The organism is Mycoavidus cysteinexigens (genome assembly GCF_003966915.1).
In the GTDB taxonomy this organism is placed as follows: domain Bacteria; phylum Pseudomonadota; class Gammaproteobacteria; order Burkholderiales; family Burkholderiaceae; genus Mycoavidus; species Mycoavidus cysteinexigens.
Map to the genome: position 1 here is coordinate 96,521 of NZ_AP018150.1, position 19,013 is coordinate 115,533.

Annotated in this window: 14 protein-coding genes, 2 tRNA genes and 1 rRNA gene; 10 read left to right on the plus strand and 7 right to left on the minus strand. The window is 51.7% G+C overall.

What is annotated here, in order from left to right:
• Positions 1–44 precede the first annotated feature (44 nt).
• The 4 genes from pxpA to MCB1EB_RS00415 all read right to left on the minus strand — a co-directional run bounded on the left by pxpA (position 45) and on the right by MCB1EB_RS00415 (position 3,330).
• Positions 45–794, minus strand: coding sequence for a 5-oxoprolinase subunit PxpA (pxpA, locus tag MCB1EB_RS00400; protein ID WP_045363797.1), 750 nt, complete (start codon positions 792–794; stop codon positions 45–47).
• Between the two features lie 21 nt (positions 795–815).
• The gene (locus MCB1EB_RS00405; RefSeq protein ID WP_045363794.1) at positions 816–1,862 is read right to left on the minus strand and encodes a 5-oxoprolinase subunit C family protein; all 1,047 of its coding nucleotides are present in this window, start codon (positions 1,860–1,862) and stop codon (positions 816–818) included.
• 68 nt (positions 1,863–1,930) lie between these two features.
• Positions 1,931–2,593, minus strand: a complete 663-nt coding sequence (gene pxpB / locus MCB1EB_RS00410) for a 5-oxoprolinase subunit PxpB (protein WP_045363791.1) — start codon at positions 2,591–2,593, stop codon at positions 1,931–1,933.
• A 137-nt stretch (positions 2,594–2,730) separates the two neighbouring features.
• Positions 2,731–3,330 (minus strand): 5-formyltetrahydrofolate cyclo-ligase, encoded by a 600-nt coding sequence (locus MCB1EB_RS00415; RefSeq protein WP_045363788.1) that lies wholly within the window; start codon positions 3,328–3,330, stop codon positions 2,731–2,733.
• Between the two features lie 34 nt (positions 3,331–3,364).
• On the opposite strand from MCB1EB_RS00415, the gene MCB1EB_RS00420 reads away from it, so the two are divergent.
• Complete coding sequence (locus MCB1EB_RS00420; RefSeq protein ID WP_045366080.1) at positions 3,365–5,392, plus strand: lytic transglycosylase domain-containing protein; 2,028 nt, start codon at positions 3,365–3,367, stop codon at positions 5,390–5,392.
• Between the two features lie 57 nt (positions 5,393–5,449).
• The gene (locus MCB1EB_RS00425; RefSeq protein ID WP_045363785.1) at positions 5,450–6,703 is read left to right on the plus strand and encodes a multifunctional CCA addition/repair protein; all 1,254 of its coding nucleotides are present in this window, start codon (positions 5,450–5,452) and stop codon (positions 6,701–6,703) included.
• A 74-nt stretch (positions 6,704–6,777) separates the two neighbouring features.
• Here the strand turns inward: MCB1EB_RS00425 and MCB1EB_RS00430 are convergent, their stop codons facing one another.
• Positions 6,778–7,980, minus strand: a complete 1,203-nt coding sequence (locus MCB1EB_RS00430) for a class I SAM-dependent methyltransferase (protein ID WP_045363782.1) — start codon at positions 7,978–7,980, stop codon at positions 6,778–6,780.
• Between the two features lie 76 nt (positions 7,981–8,056).
• Between MCB1EB_RS00430 and MCB1EB_RS00435 the strand changes: the two genes are divergently transcribed.
• The 4 genes from MCB1EB_RS00435 (at position 8,057) to glmS (ending at position 12,768) form a co-directional block, all read left to right on the plus strand.
• Positions 8,057–8,458: a dihydroneopterin aldolase gene (locus MCB1EB_RS00435; RefSeq protein WP_045363779.1), complete on the plus strand. Its 402-nt coding sequence runs from the start codon at positions 8,057–8,059 to the stop codon at positions 8,456–8,458.
• Positions 8,455–9,462, plus strand: coding sequence for a tRNA 2-thiocytidine(32) synthetase TtcA (ttcA, locus tag MCB1EB_RS00440; RefSeq protein WP_045363777.1), 1,008 nt, complete (start codon positions 8,455–8,457; stop codon positions 9,460–9,462). Before MCB1EB_RS00435 ends, ttcA begins: the two co-directional genes overlap by 4 nt.
• Positions 9,463–9,513: 51 nt before the next feature.
• Positions 9,514–10,887 carry a bifunctional UDP-N-acetylglucosamine diphosphorylase/glucosamine-1-phosphate N-acetyltransferase GlmU gene (glmU, locus tag MCB1EB_RS00445; RefSeq protein ID WP_045363774.1) on the plus strand — a complete coding sequence of 458 codons (1,374 nt, stop codon included), beginning with the start codon at positions 9,514–9,516 and terminating at the stop codon, positions 10,885–10,887.
• A gap of 63 nt (positions 10,888–10,950) precedes the next feature.
• Positions 10,951–12,768: a glutamine--fructose-6-phosphate transaminase (isomerizing) gene (glmS, locus tag MCB1EB_RS00450; protein ID WP_045363770.1), complete on the plus strand. Its 1,818-nt coding sequence runs from the start codon at positions 10,951–10,953 to the stop codon at positions 12,766–12,768.
• 53 nt (positions 12,769–12,821) lie between these two features.
• Here glmS and argC read toward each other — a convergent pair whose 3' ends face one another.
• Both argC and MCB1EB_RS00460 read right to left on the minus strand, forming a co-directional pair.
• The gene (argC, locus tag MCB1EB_RS00455; protein ID WP_045363767.1) at positions 12,822–13,766 is read right to left on the minus strand and encodes an N-acetyl-gamma-glutamyl-phosphate reductase; all 945 of its coding nucleotides are present in this window, start codon (positions 13,764–13,766) and stop codon (positions 12,822–12,824) included.
• Positions 13,766–14,449: an orotate phosphoribosyltransferase gene (locus tag MCB1EB_RS00460; RefSeq protein WP_026921795.1), complete on the minus strand. Its 684-nt coding sequence runs from the start codon at positions 14,447–14,449 to the stop codon at positions 13,766–13,768. The genes argC and MCB1EB_RS00460 overlap by 1 nt, the downstream gene beginning before the upstream one ends.
• 220 nt (positions 14,450–14,669) lie before the next feature.
• Between MCB1EB_RS00460 and MCB1EB_RS00465 the strand changes: the two genes are divergently transcribed.
• The 4 genes from MCB1EB_RS00465 (at position 14,670) to MCB1EB_RS00480 (ending at position 18,991) form a co-directional block, all read left to right on the plus strand.
• Positions 14,670–16,943, plus strand: a complete 2,274-nt coding sequence (locus MCB1EB_RS00465) for an NADP-dependent malic enzyme (RefSeq protein WP_045363764.1) — start codon at positions 14,670–14,672, stop codon at positions 16,941–16,943.
• Positions 16,944–17,229: 286 nt separating this feature from the next.
• Positions 17,230–18,760 (plus strand): 16S ribosomal RNA (locus tag MCB1EB_RS00470).
• A gap of 46 nt (positions 18,761–18,806) precedes the next feature.
• Positions 18,807–18,883: transfer RNA gene (locus MCB1EB_RS00475), tRNA-Ile, on the plus strand.
• Between the two features lie 32 nt (positions 18,884–18,915).
• Positions 18,916–18,991, plus strand: a tRNA-Ala gene (locus tag MCB1EB_RS00480).
• Positions 18,992–19,013 lie beyond the last annotated feature (22 nt).

Genomic DNA, 19,013 nt, shown 5'->3' on the forward strand with positions numbered 1-19,013 from the left:
CCATTACAGTACATTAAGCCCTAGACAAAAAGCGAATGACCCTCCTATGGCGTGGTTACAGTTGAACGGACCTGAATGCCCTCGGCATCAAATTGAGCGCGAATGCGCCGGGCAAACGCAAGCGCATGAGGATTATCCCCATGTAAGCAAATGGTTTGCACTTTAAGCGTCACCCAATGACCGTCGATTGCTTGCACACGTTGCTCACGAACCATTTTTAAGGTGCGAGCTAAGACTTCATCTTCATCTTCGAGGACCGCCCCCGGTGTGCCACGGGGCACCAGTGAGCCGTCTGCGCGATAAGCCCGATCTGCAAAAACTTCTTCAACGGCCTTTAGGCCGGCCTGCTGTGCGGCCGTGATTAATGCACTATTGGCCAGCCCAAAAATGGCTAATTTCGGGTCAAAATCACGTATCGCGGCGCTAATGGCCTGGGCCACTGCAGGCTCGCGCGCCGCTTGGTTGTACAGCGCCCCATGCGGCTTGACATGCGTAACGCAGGCACCTTGCGCGCGCACGATAGCGCTGAGCGCTCCTAGTTGATAGAGAAGCGCGGCATGGATCTCCTCCGCGGATAAGCGATGCTCGGTGCGGCCAAAGTTTTCGCGGTCATTAAAACTAGGGTGCGCGCCGATAGCCGTACCTTTTTGCCGCGCCCAGCGTGTGCAATTCAAGATTTCGTTGGCGCCACCCGCATGCCAGCCACACGCAATATTGGCGGAACTAATGAGATCCAGCAAAGCTTCGTCCGTGGTACACCCTTCGCCTAGATCGGCATTTAGATCAATCTGCATGGCAAGTCCCTCATTTTAAAATCAGGCTAGCGCTTTTGCTTGCTGTGCGTAACCTTGGTATTGCTGGTCAATGGCGAATTCAATCTGGGCTAAATAGCGCTGTAAATCTGCATAGGCGATACGCGCGTCAGTAATGGTGCATTCCGTAAAATACAAATTGCTGGCGAGGCGCGCTTGCGCTAAGCGCCATAAATCTGCTTGGATCACGACCCCGATTTTTGCGTAGCCGCCAGTCGTTTGTGCATCATGCATAAGCGCAATCGGCTGCCCATTGCCGGGTACTTGAAGGGTGCCGGGTAGGACCGCATGAGATAGCAGTTCAAGATTCTTTGCACGTTTTAGCTCAGGGCCAGCAAGTCGGTAGCCCATGCGATTGCTATTGGTTGTGATGAGCCATGGCTCAGACCAGAAAGCTTCATGCGCAGCGGCAGTAAAGTGGTCATATTCAGGGCCGCGCAATACGCGTACGCTAGTACCTGGCGCACCATGCAGCGAAGTTTTATTTTCTGCGCGCGGGTTAAGGCGTTCAAAACGGTGCCAACCAGGCGCTTTAATTCCGAAGGCCGGCATGTGTAACGCGTCAGAGCTATGCCTTGATGGCGGCGTGGTGCCCAGTGGCAATTGGTCTCCATCTTTTAGCGCGCGCCCGTTCAGACCGCCAAAGCCGGCTTTTAAATCTGTACTACGCGAGCCGAGCATAGGCGTAACGTCGATGCCGCCATGAACCGCAAGATAAGCGCGCATGCCGATTTTAGGGGTATGCAAGCGCAGGGTCTGTCCGGCTTCAACCGGAAAGCTCCACCAGGCATGAACCGGAAGGCTATCAAGCGTTGCGCTAAAATCAGCGCCGCTCAGGGCAACCCGTGTCGTTTGCGTAAAATGCAAACTGACTGGCCCAGCAGTCAATTCAAGCCCTGCCGCTTCAGGCGCATTGCCAACCATTCGGTTGGCGATATGTAAGGCAAGCGTGTCGAGAGCCCCGCTAGTACAGACCCCTGACATACGATAACCTTTTCGGCCAAGGTCTTGTACCGAGGTCAGTAAACCTGCTCGCAAAACTTCAATCATCGTAACGCTGGCTCCTCTTTTATAGCTATATTCGATAAAGTATGAGCCAAATGAATTATAGGATGGCTTTAAATAGTTATGGTGGTTTGGCTCGCTATGGTAAAGCGTACTCGATCCCCGGGCTGGAGGAGACTTGGCGGATTACCCATAGGATCAAACAGTTTTGCTGCGGTACGTCCAATTAATTGCCAGCCGCCGGGTGAGCTGGCCGGATAAATGCCTGTCTGGGTGCCGCCAATGCCCACTGAGCCAGCAGGTATCGCGACGCGCGGCTCAGCCCGTCGGGGCGTTGCAAGCTTTGGATCCAAGCCCCCTAAATAGGCAAAACCGGGCTGGAAGCCAAGGCAAAAGACGGTGTATTCGGTATTGGTATGACGCTTAATGATTTCTTCAATACTCAGCTTTGTGTGCTGCGCGACTTCGGCGAGGTCTGGTCCGGATTCACCGCCATAACACACCGGAATTTCGACTAAACGGCCTGGTTTTAGGTTTTCAGCCGCGGCGCGCCAAGCTTTGGCAAGCATTTTTGCAAGAGCGTCTACGTCAGCGGCTAATGGGTCGAAAAGCACGGTTAAATTATTCATTCCCGGTACGATCTCGGTCACATAAGGCCACTGCTGCGCCGCCGCCGCCATTGCCCAGAAGCGCTTTTGACAGGCGAGCGTGGCTGGTGCCGGCGACTCGCATACGAGTGCGCCCTCGCCAAAAGGGAAAATACGCGGTAAGTCCATCAAGCTTTGTCCTCGATTCAAGAGGGAAGTTAAAGGAGGCTACATAGCTCTAATATAAAGGATATAAGGCAATTTACTCAATCATCGATAAAAAATCATGGGCTTTTAGGGATTCGTTAATCATGCATGGATGAACCTTATTCATAGCGCATCTTTTCAGTGAGTATCAAATCAAGTGAAATGTCATGCGGCTCACGTGGCAACATATCCATCACGCGGCCGCACTCATAACTAATGCCTACGGTAAATGGCCGTGGCTCAAGCCTGGCTAGAGTGCGGTCGTAATAGCCCCCTCCATAGCCGAGCCGGTAGCGCGCTAGATCAAAGCCTACGCATGGCACGAGCAATACATCAGGTTGCACTTCACTGGTGTGAGTCGGTACTGGAATTTTGAAATAACCTTCTTGCATCGGCGTTTCCGGCGTCCAGCGATAAAAGCGCAATACGCCCCCTTTTTCCGTTACAACCGGTAGCGCGGCACAATGGGTTGGCGTTTCATGCAGCCAATTAACCAGAGTTGCACGGGTATCGAATTCACCAGCAAAAGGCCAATAAAATGCCACACAATGCGGCTTACGTTCAGCGAGTACAGTGACAATACGCGCCGCCAGGGCCGCTTCGCTATGCAACTGAGCTTGCTGCGCTTGTCTGGCTGCGAGTAATGCGTTGCGTAATGAAATTTTTGAGGAATTAGCTGCTGCATCTGCAGCTTTACATGCTATGCTTTGTAAGCCCATTATTTGCCTCTAGGTCAAAAAAATGCTGCAAAGCGTGATTCGCCGCGTAACTCAAGTATATCGTGTGCTGCTAGTGGGCGGCGCACTCGCAACGCTTGTGAGCTGCAGTACGGCGAATGCTGCGCGTGCGCAGCCAGAAAGTTTGCCGACAGAACCCGACGCGATTTTCCTTGCCTTGCGTGAAGCCGCCCAAAAAAATGACGCCCCGCGTGCGTTTGAGCTCGCGCGCCGCCTGCCAGCTTATCCAAGTCCCTCCTACGTAGAATATTTTGCGCTTAAGCCGCAACTTTTCGATGCATCGGGCCAGGCGCGCTTAAACGCGCCTGATACGTTGATTCTAAATTTCCTACAAAAATATGAAGGGCAAGCGATTGCCGATCGGATGCGCAATGATTATTTGCTGGTGCTGGGCGCGCGTCATGCCTGGCATGACTTTGATGAGCAATACCAGCGCTTTGCGCTAAAAGATGACCTGCAACTTAAATGCTATGCATTGCAAGCGCAGGCGGCGCACGGAAGAGAGGTGGCTGAAGCCGCGCGCGCTTTACTGGTTGCGCCAAACCGTTATGGCAATGGCTGTGTAGAGCTTATTTCTGTTTTAACGCAAAAAAAACAGTTTGAGCAGGATGATATTTGGCAACAGATCCGGCTGGCTTATGAAATCAATGAAGTCGCAGTAGGTAACCGGATTGCGGATGCACTAGGGCCTCAGCGTCCGAGTCCAAAACAATTTGCAATGGCGGTGACCCAACCCCAGGCTTTGCTTGAGCAAGGTGTACCAATTAATACCGCGGCGCATCAGTTGGCGCTCCTGGCGATTACCCGCATTGCCCGTCAGGACCCGATTTTAGCCGCAGCAATTTTTACCTCAATCGCAGAGCGCCTAACGCCGCAAGAGCAGGCCACGGGTTGGGGTACGATTGCCTATCGGGCGGCGCTTGAAAAAATCCCCCTTGCGCCGGATTGGTATCAATTAGCGACGGATGGCTGGTTGTCTAATCCAGCTTACGAATGGCGTGTGCGCGCAGCTTTGTTGGCGGAAAATTGGCCGATGGTGCTTAAGGCGATTGAAATGATGCCAGGCACTTTACGTCATCAACCTGTTTGGATTTACTGGCAGGGCCGCGGGTTGCGCGCAACCGGCGAAAGTGCTTTGGCGGTACAGGCTTGGCGGAAAATTGCGTCAAATTTTGATTTTTACGGGCAATTGGCAACTGAAGAGCTCGGCAGGCAGATTGCCTTGCCCCCGACCACTGCGCTTGCCGAGCGTGAAGCAGAGATTAAGCGTCTGCAAACGCTGCCTGGTTTTCAGCTTGCCGAGCATTTTTATCGCTTGCAGATGTACTTTGAAGGTGCGCGGGAATGGAATTGGACTTTGCGCGGTATGAGCGACCGCCAGTTGTTGGCGGCGGCAGAATTAGCGCGGCGGCTTAAGTTATACGACCGCGCGGTCAATACGGCTGAGCGCACGCGGCAAGAGCATGACTTTAAACTGCGCTATATTGCGCCATTGCGCGATCTTATGGAGCGCAATGCGAAACTAACTGACCTAGATCCCGCTTGGGCCTATGGCTTAATTCGACAAGAATCACGTTTTATTAGCGATGCGCGTTCTAGTGTTGGGGCAACCGGCTTGATGCAGTTAATGCCTGGGACGGCGCAACTCGTGGCGCGCAAAATTGGCTTAGGGAAAATATCTAGCGCAAAAATGAATGATGTTGAAACAAATATTCTGTTGGGGATGAATTATTTGGCGATGATGTATGCTGAGCTTGATGCTTCGCCCGTGCTTGCTTCGGCGGCTTACAATGCCGGTCCACATCGTGCGCAGAAATGGCGCGCAGCATTAACCAGGCCAATTGAAGGCGCTATATTTGCAGAAACCATTCCATTCAATGAAACACGTGATTATGTGAAAAAAGTTTTGGCGAATACAGTTTACTATGCAACCTTGTTAAATGGGACTCCACAGTCACTTAAAGCGCGACTTGGCGTAATTGCACCGCAGAATGTGCCTGAAGCCCTGCCACAAAAACCAGATACAACGAAACAAATTAATTGATTTGCGAACGACTGGCCGTTAAATGAATTCGTTCTTCTCAAACATAAGTAAGATCTGATGAAAATCTATGAGGTAGGCGGGGCGCTGCGTGATGAGCTACTCGGCCTGTCAGTGCGGGACCGTGATTATGTAGTTGTGGGGGCGACCCCTGAGCAAATGATGCAATTGGGCTATCGGCCGGTGGGGCGTGATTTTCCTGTATTTCTGCATCCGCGAACGCAATCTGAATATGCATTGGCACGTACTGAGCGTAAAACAGCACGTGGCTATCATGGCTTTCAGTTTTATTATGCGCCAGATGTAACCCTTGAGCAGGATTTAGCGCGGCGCGATTTAACAATTAATGCAATGGCGCGCGTCCTCGATGCAAATGGAGCGCCGCTGGGCCCAGTGCTGGATCCCTTTCAAGGTCAGGCTGATTTGGCGGCGCGCGTTTTGCGCCATGTAGGGGATGCTTTTTCTGAAGATCCGGTGAGAATTTTGCGCTTAGCGCGTTTTGCGGCGCGCTTTACGGATTTCTCTGTAGCGGATGAGACACTGAGTTTGATGCGCAAAATGGTGGCGCATGGAGAAGTCGACGCGCTAGTGCCTGAACGTATTTGGCAGGAACTAGCGCGGGGTTTAATGGAAGCTAAACCCTCGCGCATGTTTGCAGTATTGCGCGACTGTGGCGCGTTGGCGCGTATCTTGCCTGAAGTCGATGCGCTTTATGGCGTGCCGCAGCGCCCTGAATTTCATCCAGAAATTGATACAGGCGTGCATGTGATGATGGCGCTAGATTATGCAGCGGCCTGTGATTATGCGTTGACAGTGCGGTTTGCGGTATTGACGCATGATTTAGGCAAAGGCAATACGCCGACGCAAATGCTGCCGCGTCATACGGGTCATGAAGAGCGTAGCGTTACTCTATTACGGCCGTTATGTAATCGTCTGAAGGTACCCAAAGCGTGCCGTGATTTGGCGCTGCTGGTCGCACGCGAACATGGCAATATTCACCGCTCGCTTGAATTTGGCGCGAGCGCCTTAACGCGTTTACTCGAGCGCTGCGATGCCTGGCGTAAACCGGAGCGTCTAGTTGAAATTATGCAGGCATGTAAAGCGGACGCGCGGGGCCGGCTTGGTTTTGAAACCCTAGCCTACCAGCAAGCCGCGCGCCTCAGCCATGCGCTGGATGCCGCGCGCCAGGTTGACGCAGGCGCCATTGCTGCATATTGCCACGCAGCGCCGCAGGCCATTAAAGCCGCCTTGCATCGCGCCCGCATAGCCGCGGTTGAGGTAGCGCTTAACCCGGTTAATGATTTGGCGCTCTGAAGGTTGGCATAGACGTCACTCGCCAATTTCAGCCGTTTAGCTTGAGGCGATGAGCTATTTTGACCATGCCTATTTCATAGGGTTAGCGCCCGGTCGCCGTGGCTAAACCCCGATAAACCTTGCTCCATGCCGCGGCCAAACCCAATCACCTTAAAAAGCTCCCCCATCTCAGCTTCTGACAATAGTTTCTGCATTGCATTGGCCATTGGCAAAAATTCTTGCGGGTTGTTTGCATCAAACTGGGCAAGAAGCTCAGTGATGCCGCAGTTAACCAAAAAGCGCGCTTGCGATGTATAGCCGAGTAAATCCACGCCGGTCTCAAGAGCTGCTTGTGCGATGCCTGAGAATTCAACGTGGGCTGTAATATCTTGTAGGCCCGGATAAAAAAATGGGTCAGTATGGGCGTAATGCCGGTAATGGCACATCAAGGTGCCGGTGCTGCGCTGCGGGTGATAGTACTCGTGGTTCGGGAAACCATAGTCAATCAGCAAGAGTGCGCCGCGCTGCAACATTTGACAAACCGTGCGGGTAAAGGCATGTGCCGCTTCGTGCTGCTCCGTCAGATAGTCCCCTGCGCTGTCGATTACTGCAAATTGTGCCTTAGCGTGGTCATTGGCGTCTGGGCTGAGCGGTTGATCGCGCCATTCTAATGGGCTGCCAGGGGTGCTGTGGCGTGTCACGCCACGCTCAAACCAAATTCCTGATTTGCGCGTAAAAAGCCTGACCGGCATGGCATCTAATACTTCATTGCCAAGAATCACGCCATCAAATGTAGCGGGCAAACTATCTAGCCACTGTACGCGTGTTGCGGCATCCGGCAGCGTCGCCAGTGTCGAGCGCTGTTGGGCGCGTAACGCGCCAGACAATTCGACAATCGTGTAACGTTCGCAGCGCACGCCGAGCGCATCGAGGGCAGGCAGTAATTGCGCCGCGAGCGCGCCGCTACCGGCACCGAACTCCATCACCTGTTGCGTGCCAGACGCAGTCAGCGCTTCAGCCACAGCACGCGCCAGGGTCTGGGCGAACAGTGGGGACAATTCAGGCGCTGTAATAAAATCACTGCCATCGCCTGCGTGCCGGCCGAATTTGCTTAAGCTATTGCTGTAATACCCTAAGCCCGGAGTGTATAGGGCAAGCTCCATATAGCGATTAAATGGGAGCCAACCGCCGGCCTGGTCAAGGGCTGCATCAATCTGTACGCGTAGCATTTGAGAGAGAGCTCGCGCAGCGTCATCGGGTGCAGGTAAACTAGCGGATTCGTAAAAATTCGTCTTCATCATGTCATTTTAAATGACCCCGGCGCTGGATGGAGGCGGCCGTTAAAAATAGCGCCAATTAGATGTATAAAAAACTATGCTTAATTCTCTTACCGATGCGCAACGGGCCGATTGCCGACGACTTTTTCTGCGGGATTATGCCATTCAACTCTTGATTGGCGTCCATCCATTCGAGAAAAAAAGTCCGCAGCGCGTAGTCGTTAATGTCGAATTATGGGTTCCGTTGACTGCCTCTACTCCTGCCATGGATGCCTTAAGTGAAGTGGTGGACTACAATTTGATGCGCGATACGATTGCATCGTATGCTAACGGCAAGCATATTCATTTATTGGAGACATTATGTGATGATGCGGCCAAGCGCATGCTTGCGCATCCTCACGTGCGCGCAGTGCGGGTGTGTGCCGAGAAGCCGGATATTTATCCTGATTGCGCAGCCGTGGGTGTCGAAGTGTTTCGTTGCAAGGAAGTTGTAAAATGAATGGTCCTGACAATATACAGGAAGCGCATGCAGAGTCTGCTGAGGCGGCAACTCATGCGGCTGGCAAAAATGGCGCGCGCATACTCAGTCGCCGCGCCCAAAAAGATGCCTACGAGAATAATAAACTATACAAGCGGTTGGCGCGGCAGGTTGGTCAAGCGATCGCTGACTATCAAATGATTGAGGCCGGCGATAAAGTAATGGTTTGCCTATCCGGTGGCAAAGATAGTTATGCATTGCTTGATATCTTGCTTAGATTGCGCGAACGCGCCCCGGTACATTTTGATCTTGTCGCGGTTAACCTGGATCAAAAACAGCCGGGCTTTCCAGACCACATATTGCCTGAATATTTAACCCAAAAGGGCGTGCCGTTTCATATTGAAAATCAAGATACCTACAGTATTGTTAAACGCTTGGTGCCGGAAGGAAAAACCACATGTTCATTATGTTCACGTCTACGGCGCGGGATTTTATATCGTGTAGCAAGCGAGTTGGGCGCGACCAAGATTGCACTTGGCCATCATCGTGATGATATTCTTGAAACCTTACTTTTGAATTTGTTTTATGGCGGCAAACTCAAAGGTATGCCGCCAAAATTACAATCAGACAACGGAAAACATATCGTTATCCGTCCGCTTGCCTATGTAAAAGAAACCGATCTAGAAGATTATGCCGCATTGCGACAATTCCCCATCATTCCATGTAATTTATGCGGTAGCCAGCCCAATTTAAAACGCGCTGAAATGAAAAGCTTAATTCGTGATTGGGAGAAAAACTATCCGGGTCGAGTTGAGAGCATGTTCAATGCGTTGGCGCATGTGATTCCGTCGCATCTGATGGACCGCGAGCTATTTGAATTTGCTCAGCTACGTGTAACCGGCGTTGTGCCGGCCCATGGCGATATTGCATTCGATGATGAACCGTGTAGTGTTGGGCAGATTGAAACAGGAGTACAAGATACGTTTCCCCTCAGTTTGCAGCCTCTGCTACGCACAGCGCCATGATAAAATAATTTTATTAGATTCCTCACCCTAGTTTAACTCTCTGCGCGCATTGTGAATATTGTGATCCTGGCGGCTGGTGAAGGTAAGCGTATGCGCTCAGCCTTACCCAAAGTGCTCCATCTGTTGGCGGGCCAGCCGCTGCTTTGTCACGTTCTTGATACCGCGCGTGCATTGCAGCCGGCAAAAATTGTCGTGGTGGTTGGGCATGGTGCGCAGGCAGTGCAGCATGCCGTCGCTATGCCCGAAGTCGAATTCGTTATACAAGAGCAACAGTTAGGGACTGGCCACGCAGTGCAACAGGCACTGCCATTGCTGGACCATTCTATGCCAGTGCTGGTGCTATATGGCGATGTACCTCTGATTAGCGTGTCCACACTTGAGCGGCTCATTAAACAAGCCAGTGCGGACCCTAATGCGCAGCGTTGTGCAGTTTTGACGGCGAAACTTGCGGAACCCAGCGGTTATGGGCGTATCGTGCGTGAACCGATGGGGCGCGTGGTGCGTATTGTGGAGCAAAAAGATGCCAGCCCTGAAGAATGCAAAATCAACGAAGTGAATACCGGCATCATGCTGCTGCCCGGCGCTCGCATTGCCAATTGGCTTGCCGAACTGAACAATCATAATGCTCAGCACGAATATTATCTAACTGATGTGATTGAACGTGCGATTGCCGACAATTTAGAAGTTGTCACGACTCAGCCTGACAATGTATCCGAAACGATGGGGGTGAATAACAAGCTGCAACTGGCGTTACTTGAGCGTATTTATCAGCGCCAGTTAGCAGACGCATTACTGGATGACGGTGTGATGCTGGCGGATCCAGCACGGATTGATATACGTGGCGCACTCACCTGTGGCCGTGAGGTGTCAATTGATGTGAATTGTGTGTTTGAAGGTGCTGTGCGGTTAGCGGATGACGTGAGTATTGGTCCGCATTGTGTGCTGAAAAACGCCGTGATTGGCGCTGGGGCAAAAATTAATGCATTTACGCATATCGAAGGTGCGCACATCGGAGAGCGTGCCGTGATTGGTCCGTATGCACGGCTGCGGCCAGGCGCAAGACTTGCAGAAGATACTCATATTGGTAATTTTGTCGAGGTTAAAAACGCCATGCTTGGTACGGGTTCAAAGGCGAACCATCTGAGCTATATCGGTGACGCAACCGTCGGTGCGCATGTCAATCTAGGTGCGGGTACGATCACCTGCAACTATGATGGTGCGCAAAAGCATTGCACGGTCATTGAAGATAATGTATTTGTGGGTTCTGCGACGCAACTTGTTGCACCAGTCAAGATTGCACAGGGGGTAACGATCGCGGCAGGTACAACCATTTGGAAGGATGTACCCGCTGGCGCCCTCGCGCTTAACGAAAAAACGCAAATCGCTAAAGCTGATTATGTACGGCCTAGCAAAAGAAAAGATTGATGAGGATTAAAATCCACAGCTCGCCAACTTTCGTTATTCAACTTTTATCACCCTGAGTCTTATATGTGTGGCATTGTCGGCGCTGTTGCGCAGCGTAATATTGTTCCAGTCCTAATCGAAGGGCTGCGGCGGCTTGAATACCGCGGCTATGATTCATGTGGCGTAGCCGTGCTGGCCGAGAAAACGCTGCGCCGCGCGCGTAGTGTGTCGCGTGTCGCTCATCTAGCCGCTGAGGCGCAAACGACACACTTAACGGGCGATATAGGGATTGCGCATACGCGTTGGGCAACCCATGGTGCGCCGGTCACGGATAATGCGCATCCGATTTTCTCACGCGATACGATTGCGCTGGTGCACAATGGCATCATCGAGAATTACGAGGCCCTGCGTGAAGCGCTACAAGCACAGGGCTATGAGTTTATCAGTCAAACAGATACTGAAGTCATTGCTCATTTGATTCATAGTTTGTATAACGGCGACTTGTTTAGCGCGGTACGCGCAGCGGTACGGCAACTACATGGCGCTTTTGCAATCGCCGTTTTTAGTCGCGATGAACCCCACTATATTGTGGGTGCGCGGCAAGGTTCGCCACTGGTAGTCGGGGTGGGTGACAATGAGCATTTCCTGGCTTCCGATGCGTTGGCGCTTGCGGGTAGCACCGAGCGCTTTATTTTTCTTGAAGAAGGCGATGTCGTGCAACTTTCACGTACGACAGCCCGCATTGCTGATCACACGGGCGCTATTGTGGAGCGCGAAATGCGTACCGTCACAGCCTATGGCAGTGCGGTTGAGCTCGGACCCTATCGCCATTTTATGCAAAAGGAAATTTTTGAGCAGCCGCGTGCGATCGCGGACACCCTTCCAGTGGCGGAGGCATTCACACCTGCACATTTTGGTGCACAAGCTGAGCAGGTATTTGAGGGGATTGATAGCCTCTTGATACTGGCTTGCGGTACCAGTTATTACGCTGGCTTAACGGCTAAATATTGGTTTGAATCAATGGTTGCGCTGCCGACTCAGGTTGAAATTGCCAGTGAATATCGTTATCGAGATTCAGTACCCAATCCAAATAGTTTAGTCGTGGTTATTTCGCAGTCCGGCGAGACCGCCGATACACTAGCTGCGTTAAAGCATGCACAAGCGCTGGGGCACACCCGTACGCTAGCGATCTGTAATGTTGCCACCAGCGCAATGGTGCGGCAGACGGCGCTTGCATTTTTGACGCACGCAGGTACAGAAATAGGTGTTGCCTCAACCAAAGCTTTTACGACACAACTGGTCGCCCTTTTTATGCTGGCCGTCACCTTGGGTAAACTAAGAGGGCGAATTGCGGCACATACCGAAGAAATTTATCTCAAACAACTCCGTCATTTGCCTGTTGCCTTAAACCATGTGCTTGCGCTGGAGCCGCAAATCATTGCCTGGGCTGATCAATTTGCCTCTAAAGAAAACGCGCTCTTTCTGGGGCGTGGCCTGCACTACCCAATTGCGCTTGAGGGCGCGCTCAAGCTCAAAGAAATTTCGTATATTCACGCCGAAGCTTATCCCGCTGGCGAACTCAAGCATGGCCCACTGGCGCTGGTCACTCGCGCCATGCCTGTTGTCACAGTTGCGCCAAACGATGCGTTGCTTGAAAAATTGAAATCGAATATGCAAGAAGTGCGCGCGCGCGGTGGCGAGCTGTATGTGTTTGCCGATGCCGATACGCGCATCGTCAATGGCGAAGGTTTACATGTGATCAGGCTGCCTGAGCATTACGGCTGGCTGTCCCCGATTCTGCACGTCATACCGTTGCAATTGCTAGCCTATCATACAGCATGCGCACGCGGCACCGATGTTGATAAACCTAGAAATCTTGCAAAATCCGTGACGGTTGAGTGAAACGAATCAACTTATATTTTTAACGGTTGAGAATTGGATCTATATTTTTGCGATTACGTCTTTAAACCGGTCATTTCATTTACGCCAAGTCGCAAATTCATGCATTGAATTGCCGCCCCTGAAGCGCCTTTGCCAAGGTTATCCAGTCTAGCGATGACGATAATCCGGTCCTGGTTGCCAAATACAAAAAGATCAACGCGGTTAGTGCTATTAGATGCCTGCACGTTAAAAAAACCTTCATCAAGATTAATTGCGTGATTAAATGGCGCAACGCGAATAAACGGTTCATTCTCATAATATTCAGCAAGCACCGCCTGAATTTGCTGAGGGCCAATGCCGCGCGCAAGATGGCGTGGGTAAAAGCAAGTGGTAACCGCCAAACCTTGATAGAAAGAAGCCACAATCGGAGTGAAGATTGGTGCTGCGGCAAGTCCGGCGTGCAGCGTCATTTCTGGCAAATGTTTGTGTTCAAGGCCAAGTGCATAAGGTCTCGGACTCGTCAGTAGCGGGTTTTCACCTTGCTCATAAGCCGCAATCATTTGTTTGCCGCCACCGCTATACCCCGTAATTGAGTGGCTGCTCAGTGGGCAATCAGGCGGCATGATGCCTTTGGCGATGAGAGGATGGACCGAGAGAATGAACGCGGATGCATGGCAACCGGGTACGGCAATGCGCTGTGCCGTACGGATGCGGGTGCGTTGTGCTGGACTAAGCTCTGGTAGTCCATAGGCCCAATCATTTTGGGTGCGAAAAGCGGTGCTAGCATCGATAATGCAGGTATCAGGATTGTCGACCAGCGTGACCGATTCGCGCGCTGCGGTATCGGGTAAGCATAAAAAGGTCACATCTGAGGCATTGATAAGCGCGCGCCGCTGGGCCACATCTTTGCGCTTATCTTCATCAATCCGCAAGATTTCAATCTCGCTGCGGGCCGCAAGATATTCAAAAATCTTCAGACCCGTGGTGCCTTCCTGCCCGTCAACAAATACTTTAATCATTACACCACCGTTTCAGAGCCACCGTGCGCAGCTGACCATGCGGCAGGCGCATGTAAGAATTTCTCGACTTCATCGAGCGTAGCAGGATCGAAATAATTGAGTGACTTGGCCACACGCAGAACATCCCACCAGGTGGCAAGCGCATGCAGTTCAACCCCGATGTCTTTTAACACGGTTCGACTTTCGGCAAATATATCGTAATGAAACAGTACAAAGACATGGTTAACTTGAGCGCCTGCGGTACGCAGCGCCGCACAAAAATTAAGCTTGCTGCGGCTATCTGTAGTTAAATCTTCCACCAGCAGAACACGCGCTCCTTCGGTGAGATGGCCTTCAATCTGCGCGTTCCGGCCAAAGCCTTTAGGTTTTTTCCGCACATATTGCATGGGCAGCATCAAACGATCAGCAATCCAGGCGGCAAATGGGATGCCGGCGGTCTCACCGCCCGCTACTGCATCAAGCTCTTCAAACCCAATTTCATTTAGAATGGTTGATTCAGCCATTGACATGAGCATGCGGCGCGCGCGTGGAAACGAAATAAGTTTGCGGCAGTCGATATACACTGGGCTGGCTCGGCCAGAAGTCAACATAAAAGGGTTGACGGTATTAAAATGCACTGCTTGTACTTCTAGCAGAATTTTCGCTGTGGTATCAGCAATTAATTGGCGATCAAAGCCTATCATGGCACGTCCTATCTGAGCAGAACTCTCATTTTACCTAGAATATACGTAAAAATTTTCGCTTGATGGCGAAAATAAATCACAAAAATACTGCATTTACTCTTATTTGCCGCCTTGCGGTGTACACTAAGTCCCCCGCGATGATGAGCGAATTCATTTCCGTCTAGCGTCGGGCAGCCTAATTCCTTTGGGCTTAAAATCAACGAAATTACAGGTTAGATGTATGGACGAACAACTTAAGCAAAGCGCCCTTTCTTATCATCAGTTTCCCCGCCCCGGCAAAATCTCGGTTACGCCGACGAAACCCTTGTCAAATAGCCTAGACCTGGCTTTAGCCTATTCGCCAGGCGTCGCGGCGGCATGCGAGGCGATTTATCAAGATCCGCTTGCGGCGCAACTGTACACTTCACGCGGCAATCTCGTGGGCGTGATCACGAATGGCACGGCAGTATTGGGCCTGGGCAATATCGGGCCGCTTGCCGCGAAACCTGTGATGGAAGGCAAGGGTTGTTTATTTAAGAAGTTTGCTGGAATTGATGTATTTGATATTGAGCTAGCGGAAAGCGACCCAGATAAGCTGGTTGACGCGATTGCGATGTTGGAGCCAACGCTCGGTGGCATCAATCTTGAAGATATTAAAGCGCCTGAATGTTTTTACATCGAACAAAAGTTGCGCGAACGGATGAAAATTCCGGTTTTTCATGATGATCAGCATGGCACGGCGATTATCGCCTCCGCGGCTATCCTGAATGGCTTAAAAGTCGTTGGCAAAAATTTGAGCGAAGTGAAACTAGTTTGTTCAGGTGCGGGCGCTGCCGCCATCGCTTGTTTGGATTTACTGGTTGATCTTGGATTAAATAAAGCCCATATCCTTGTCGTCGATTCAAAAGGGGTGATTCATGATGGGCGCTCCAACCTTGATCCAACTAAAGCACGTTACGTCGCTAAGACACAAGCGCGTGAGCTAGCAGATGCAATGCAAGGGGCGGATGTTTTCCTTGGCTGTTCAGCGGCGGGTGTACTGAAGCCCGAGATGGTGGAACATATGGCCGCTAGGCCCCTGATTCTTGCACTGGCTAACCCCGAGCCAGAAATTCGCCCTGAGCTCGCTAAACAAGTGCGTCCAGATGTGGTGATTGCAACGGGTCGCTCTGACTATCCGAATCAAGTCAACAATGTATTGTGTTTCCCCTTTATCTTCCGTGGCGCCCTTGATGTAGGGGCAACTTCTATTACGGAGCAGATGAAACTGGCCTGTGTCAAGGCGATCGCTGAATTGGCGCAAGAATGCGATCAAGGCGATGAAGTGGCGAAAGCATATGAAGGTCATTCACTTGAATTTGGGCCCGAGTATTTGATCCCCAAGCCATTTGACCCACGGTTAATCATCAAAATTGCCCCGGCAGTAGCGCAGGCGGCGATGGATTCAGGCGTCGCAACGCGGCCGATTGAGGATATGGATGCATATCGCGATCAGCTCGCCGTGACAGTCTACCGCACGGGGATGGTGATGCGCCCAGTTTTCGCCGCGGCAAAAGCCGCGCCGGCGCGGATGGTGTTTGCCGAAGGCGAGGATGAACGGGTTTTGCGCGCAGCTCAATTTGCGCTGCTCGAAAAGATTGCGCAACCTATCTTAGTCGGTCGTCCCGCTGTGATCGAAATGCGCTTAAAAAAGATCGGCTCAAAGTTAAAACTTGGGCAAGATTTAATCATTGTTAATCCAGAAGATGATCCGCGTTATCACCAGAGCTGGCAAGAGTACCATCGACTCAGTGCGCGCGATGGCGTCACGCCTGAGGTGGCGAAGGCTGCGATGCGCAAATCAAACACCCTAATTGGCGCTATTTTGGTTCATTTAGGTGAGGCTGAAGGCATGATTTGCGGCCTCACTGACACTTACCATAGCCATCTTAAATTTATTCACCAAGTGCTGGGTTGTGCGCCGCAGGCAAGTCATTTTGCCGCGATGAATTTACTGATGTTGCCAAAACGCAATTTATTTATATGCGATACCTACGTCAATCCAGAGCCAAGTTCGGAGCAACTTGCTGAGATGGCGATTCTTGCCGCGCGTGAAATCGAGCGCTTTGGCATCACGCCAAAGATTGCTTTACTATCCAGCTCAAATTTTGGCAGCCTGCCCAGTGCGTCCTCGCAACGGATGGCTAAAGCCCGTGCGTTGATTGCTGAGCGCGCGCCTAAACTCGAGGTGGAGGGTGAGATGCATGGCGATGCTGCATTGTCTGAGGCGATACGCAAAGCCGCATTTCCTGCCTCAACCTTAACTGGCGAAGCTAATTTGCTGATTATGCCAAGCCTTGAAGCAGCGAATATTGCCTACAATTTATTAAAAATAACCAGCGGCGAAGGGCTAACTATCGGTCCGTTTCTGCTTGGCGCGTCAAAACCTGTGCATATTTTGACCCCCGCCTCCACGGTGCGGCGGATCATTAATATGACGGCGATTGCCGCGGCAAATGTTAATCTCGCTAAATAAAATAAATTTAGTGGAAAAGGGGTTGACAGGTTGTGTGGAGGATTGCATAATCTCGTTCCTCTGCTGCTGCGGCAGTGAGGCACGAACCGGAAGGGAAGTTACCGAAAGGGGGATGTAAACGATCTTTAAAAATGAACAGTCGATAAGAGTGGGCACTTGATGAAAGCGGCCCTACTTGGATGAAAATCTGGGTAGGGCAAACGAAGAAATCAAGTCTCACTCAGAATTAGATAGGAAGTAAAGAAATTTGCGACCTGTCACACCTTTGAGCGAGCAAACAGGAATTAAACAGAAGAGTTTGATCCTGGCTCAGATTGAACGCTGGCGGCATGCTTTACACATGCAAGTCGAACGGCAGCGCGGGTTTCGGCCTGGCGGCGAGTGGCGAACGGGTGAGTAATACATCGGAACGTGTCCTGTAGAGGGGGATAGCCCGGCGAAAGCCGGATTAATACCGCATACGATCTACGGATGAAAGCGGGGGACCTTCGGGCCTCGCGCTATAGGGGCGGCCGATGTCGGATTAGCTAGTTGGTGGGGTAAAGGCCTACCAAGGCGACGATCCGTAGCTGGTCTGAGAGGACGACCAGCCACACTGGGACTGAGACACGGCCCAGACTCCTACGGGAGGCAGCAGTGGGGAATTTTGGACAATGGGGGCAACCCTGATCCAGCAATGCCGCGTGTGTGAAGAAGGCCTTCGGGTTGTAAAGCACTTTTGTTCGGGAAGAAAGCGTTAGGGTAAATAATCTTAATGTATGACGGTACCGAAAGAATAAGCACCGGCTAACTACGTGCCAGCAGCCGCGGTAATACGTAGGGTGCAAGCGTTAATCGGAATTATTGGGCGTAAAGGGTGCGTAGGCGGTTTGTTAAGACGGATGTGAAATCCCTGGGCTCAACCTGGGAACTGCATACGTGACTGGCAGACTAGAGTATGGCAGAGGGAGGTGGAATTCCACGTGTAGCAGTGAAATGCGTAGATATGTGGAGGAACACCGATGGCGAAGGCAGCCTCCTGGGCCAATACTGACGCTGAGGCACGAAAGCGTGGGGAGCAAACAGGATTAGATACCCTGGTAGTCCACGCCCTAAACGATGTCAACTGGTTGTTGGGGATAGCTATCCTTAGTAACGAAGCTAACGCGTGAAGTTGACCGCCTGGGGAGTACGATCGCAAGATTAAAACTCAAAGGAATTGACGGGGACCCGCACAAGCGGTGGATGATGTGGATTAATTCGATGCAACGCGAAAAACCTTACCTACCCTTGACATGTACATAATCTGGCTGAGAGGTCAGAGTGCTCGAAAGAGAGATGTAACACAGGTGCTGCATGGCTGTCGTCAGCTCGTGTCGTGAGATGTTGGGTTAAGTCCCGCAACGAGCGCAACCCTTATCCTTAGTTGCTACGCAAGGGCACTCTAAGGAGACTGCCGGTGACAAACCGGAGGAAGGTGGGGATGATGTCAAGTCCTCATGGCCCTTATGGGTAGGGCTTCACACGTCATACAATGGTCGGTACAGAGGGCTGCAAACCCGCGAGGGGGAGCCAATCTCAGAAAGCCGATCGTAGTCCGGATTGCAGTCTGCAACTCGACTGCATGAAGTTGGAATCGCTAGTAATCGCGGATCAGCATGCCGCGGTGAATACGTTCCCGGGTCTTGTACACACCGCCCGTCACACCATGGGAGTGGGTTTTACCAGAAGTGGCTAGTCTAACCGTAAGGAGGGCGGTCACCACGGTAGGATTCATGACTGGGGTGAAGTCGTAACAAGGTAGCCGTATCGGAAGGTGCGGCTGGATCACCTCCTTTCAAGAGTAAGCTGGATTCAAGTGTCCACACTTATCGACTGTTAATCGGGTCTGTAGCTCAGGTGGTTAGAGCACACGCTTGATAAGCGTGGGGTCGTAGGTTCAAGTCCTACCAGACCCACCAAAAGCGCAGACCTGGAGTAGAAGGAAGAATCAGGGGGCATAGCTCAGCTGGGAGAGCACCTGCTTTGCAAGCAGGGGGTCGTCGGTTCGATCCCGTCTGCCTCCACCAATCGTTATCCGGTAGAGTTTCT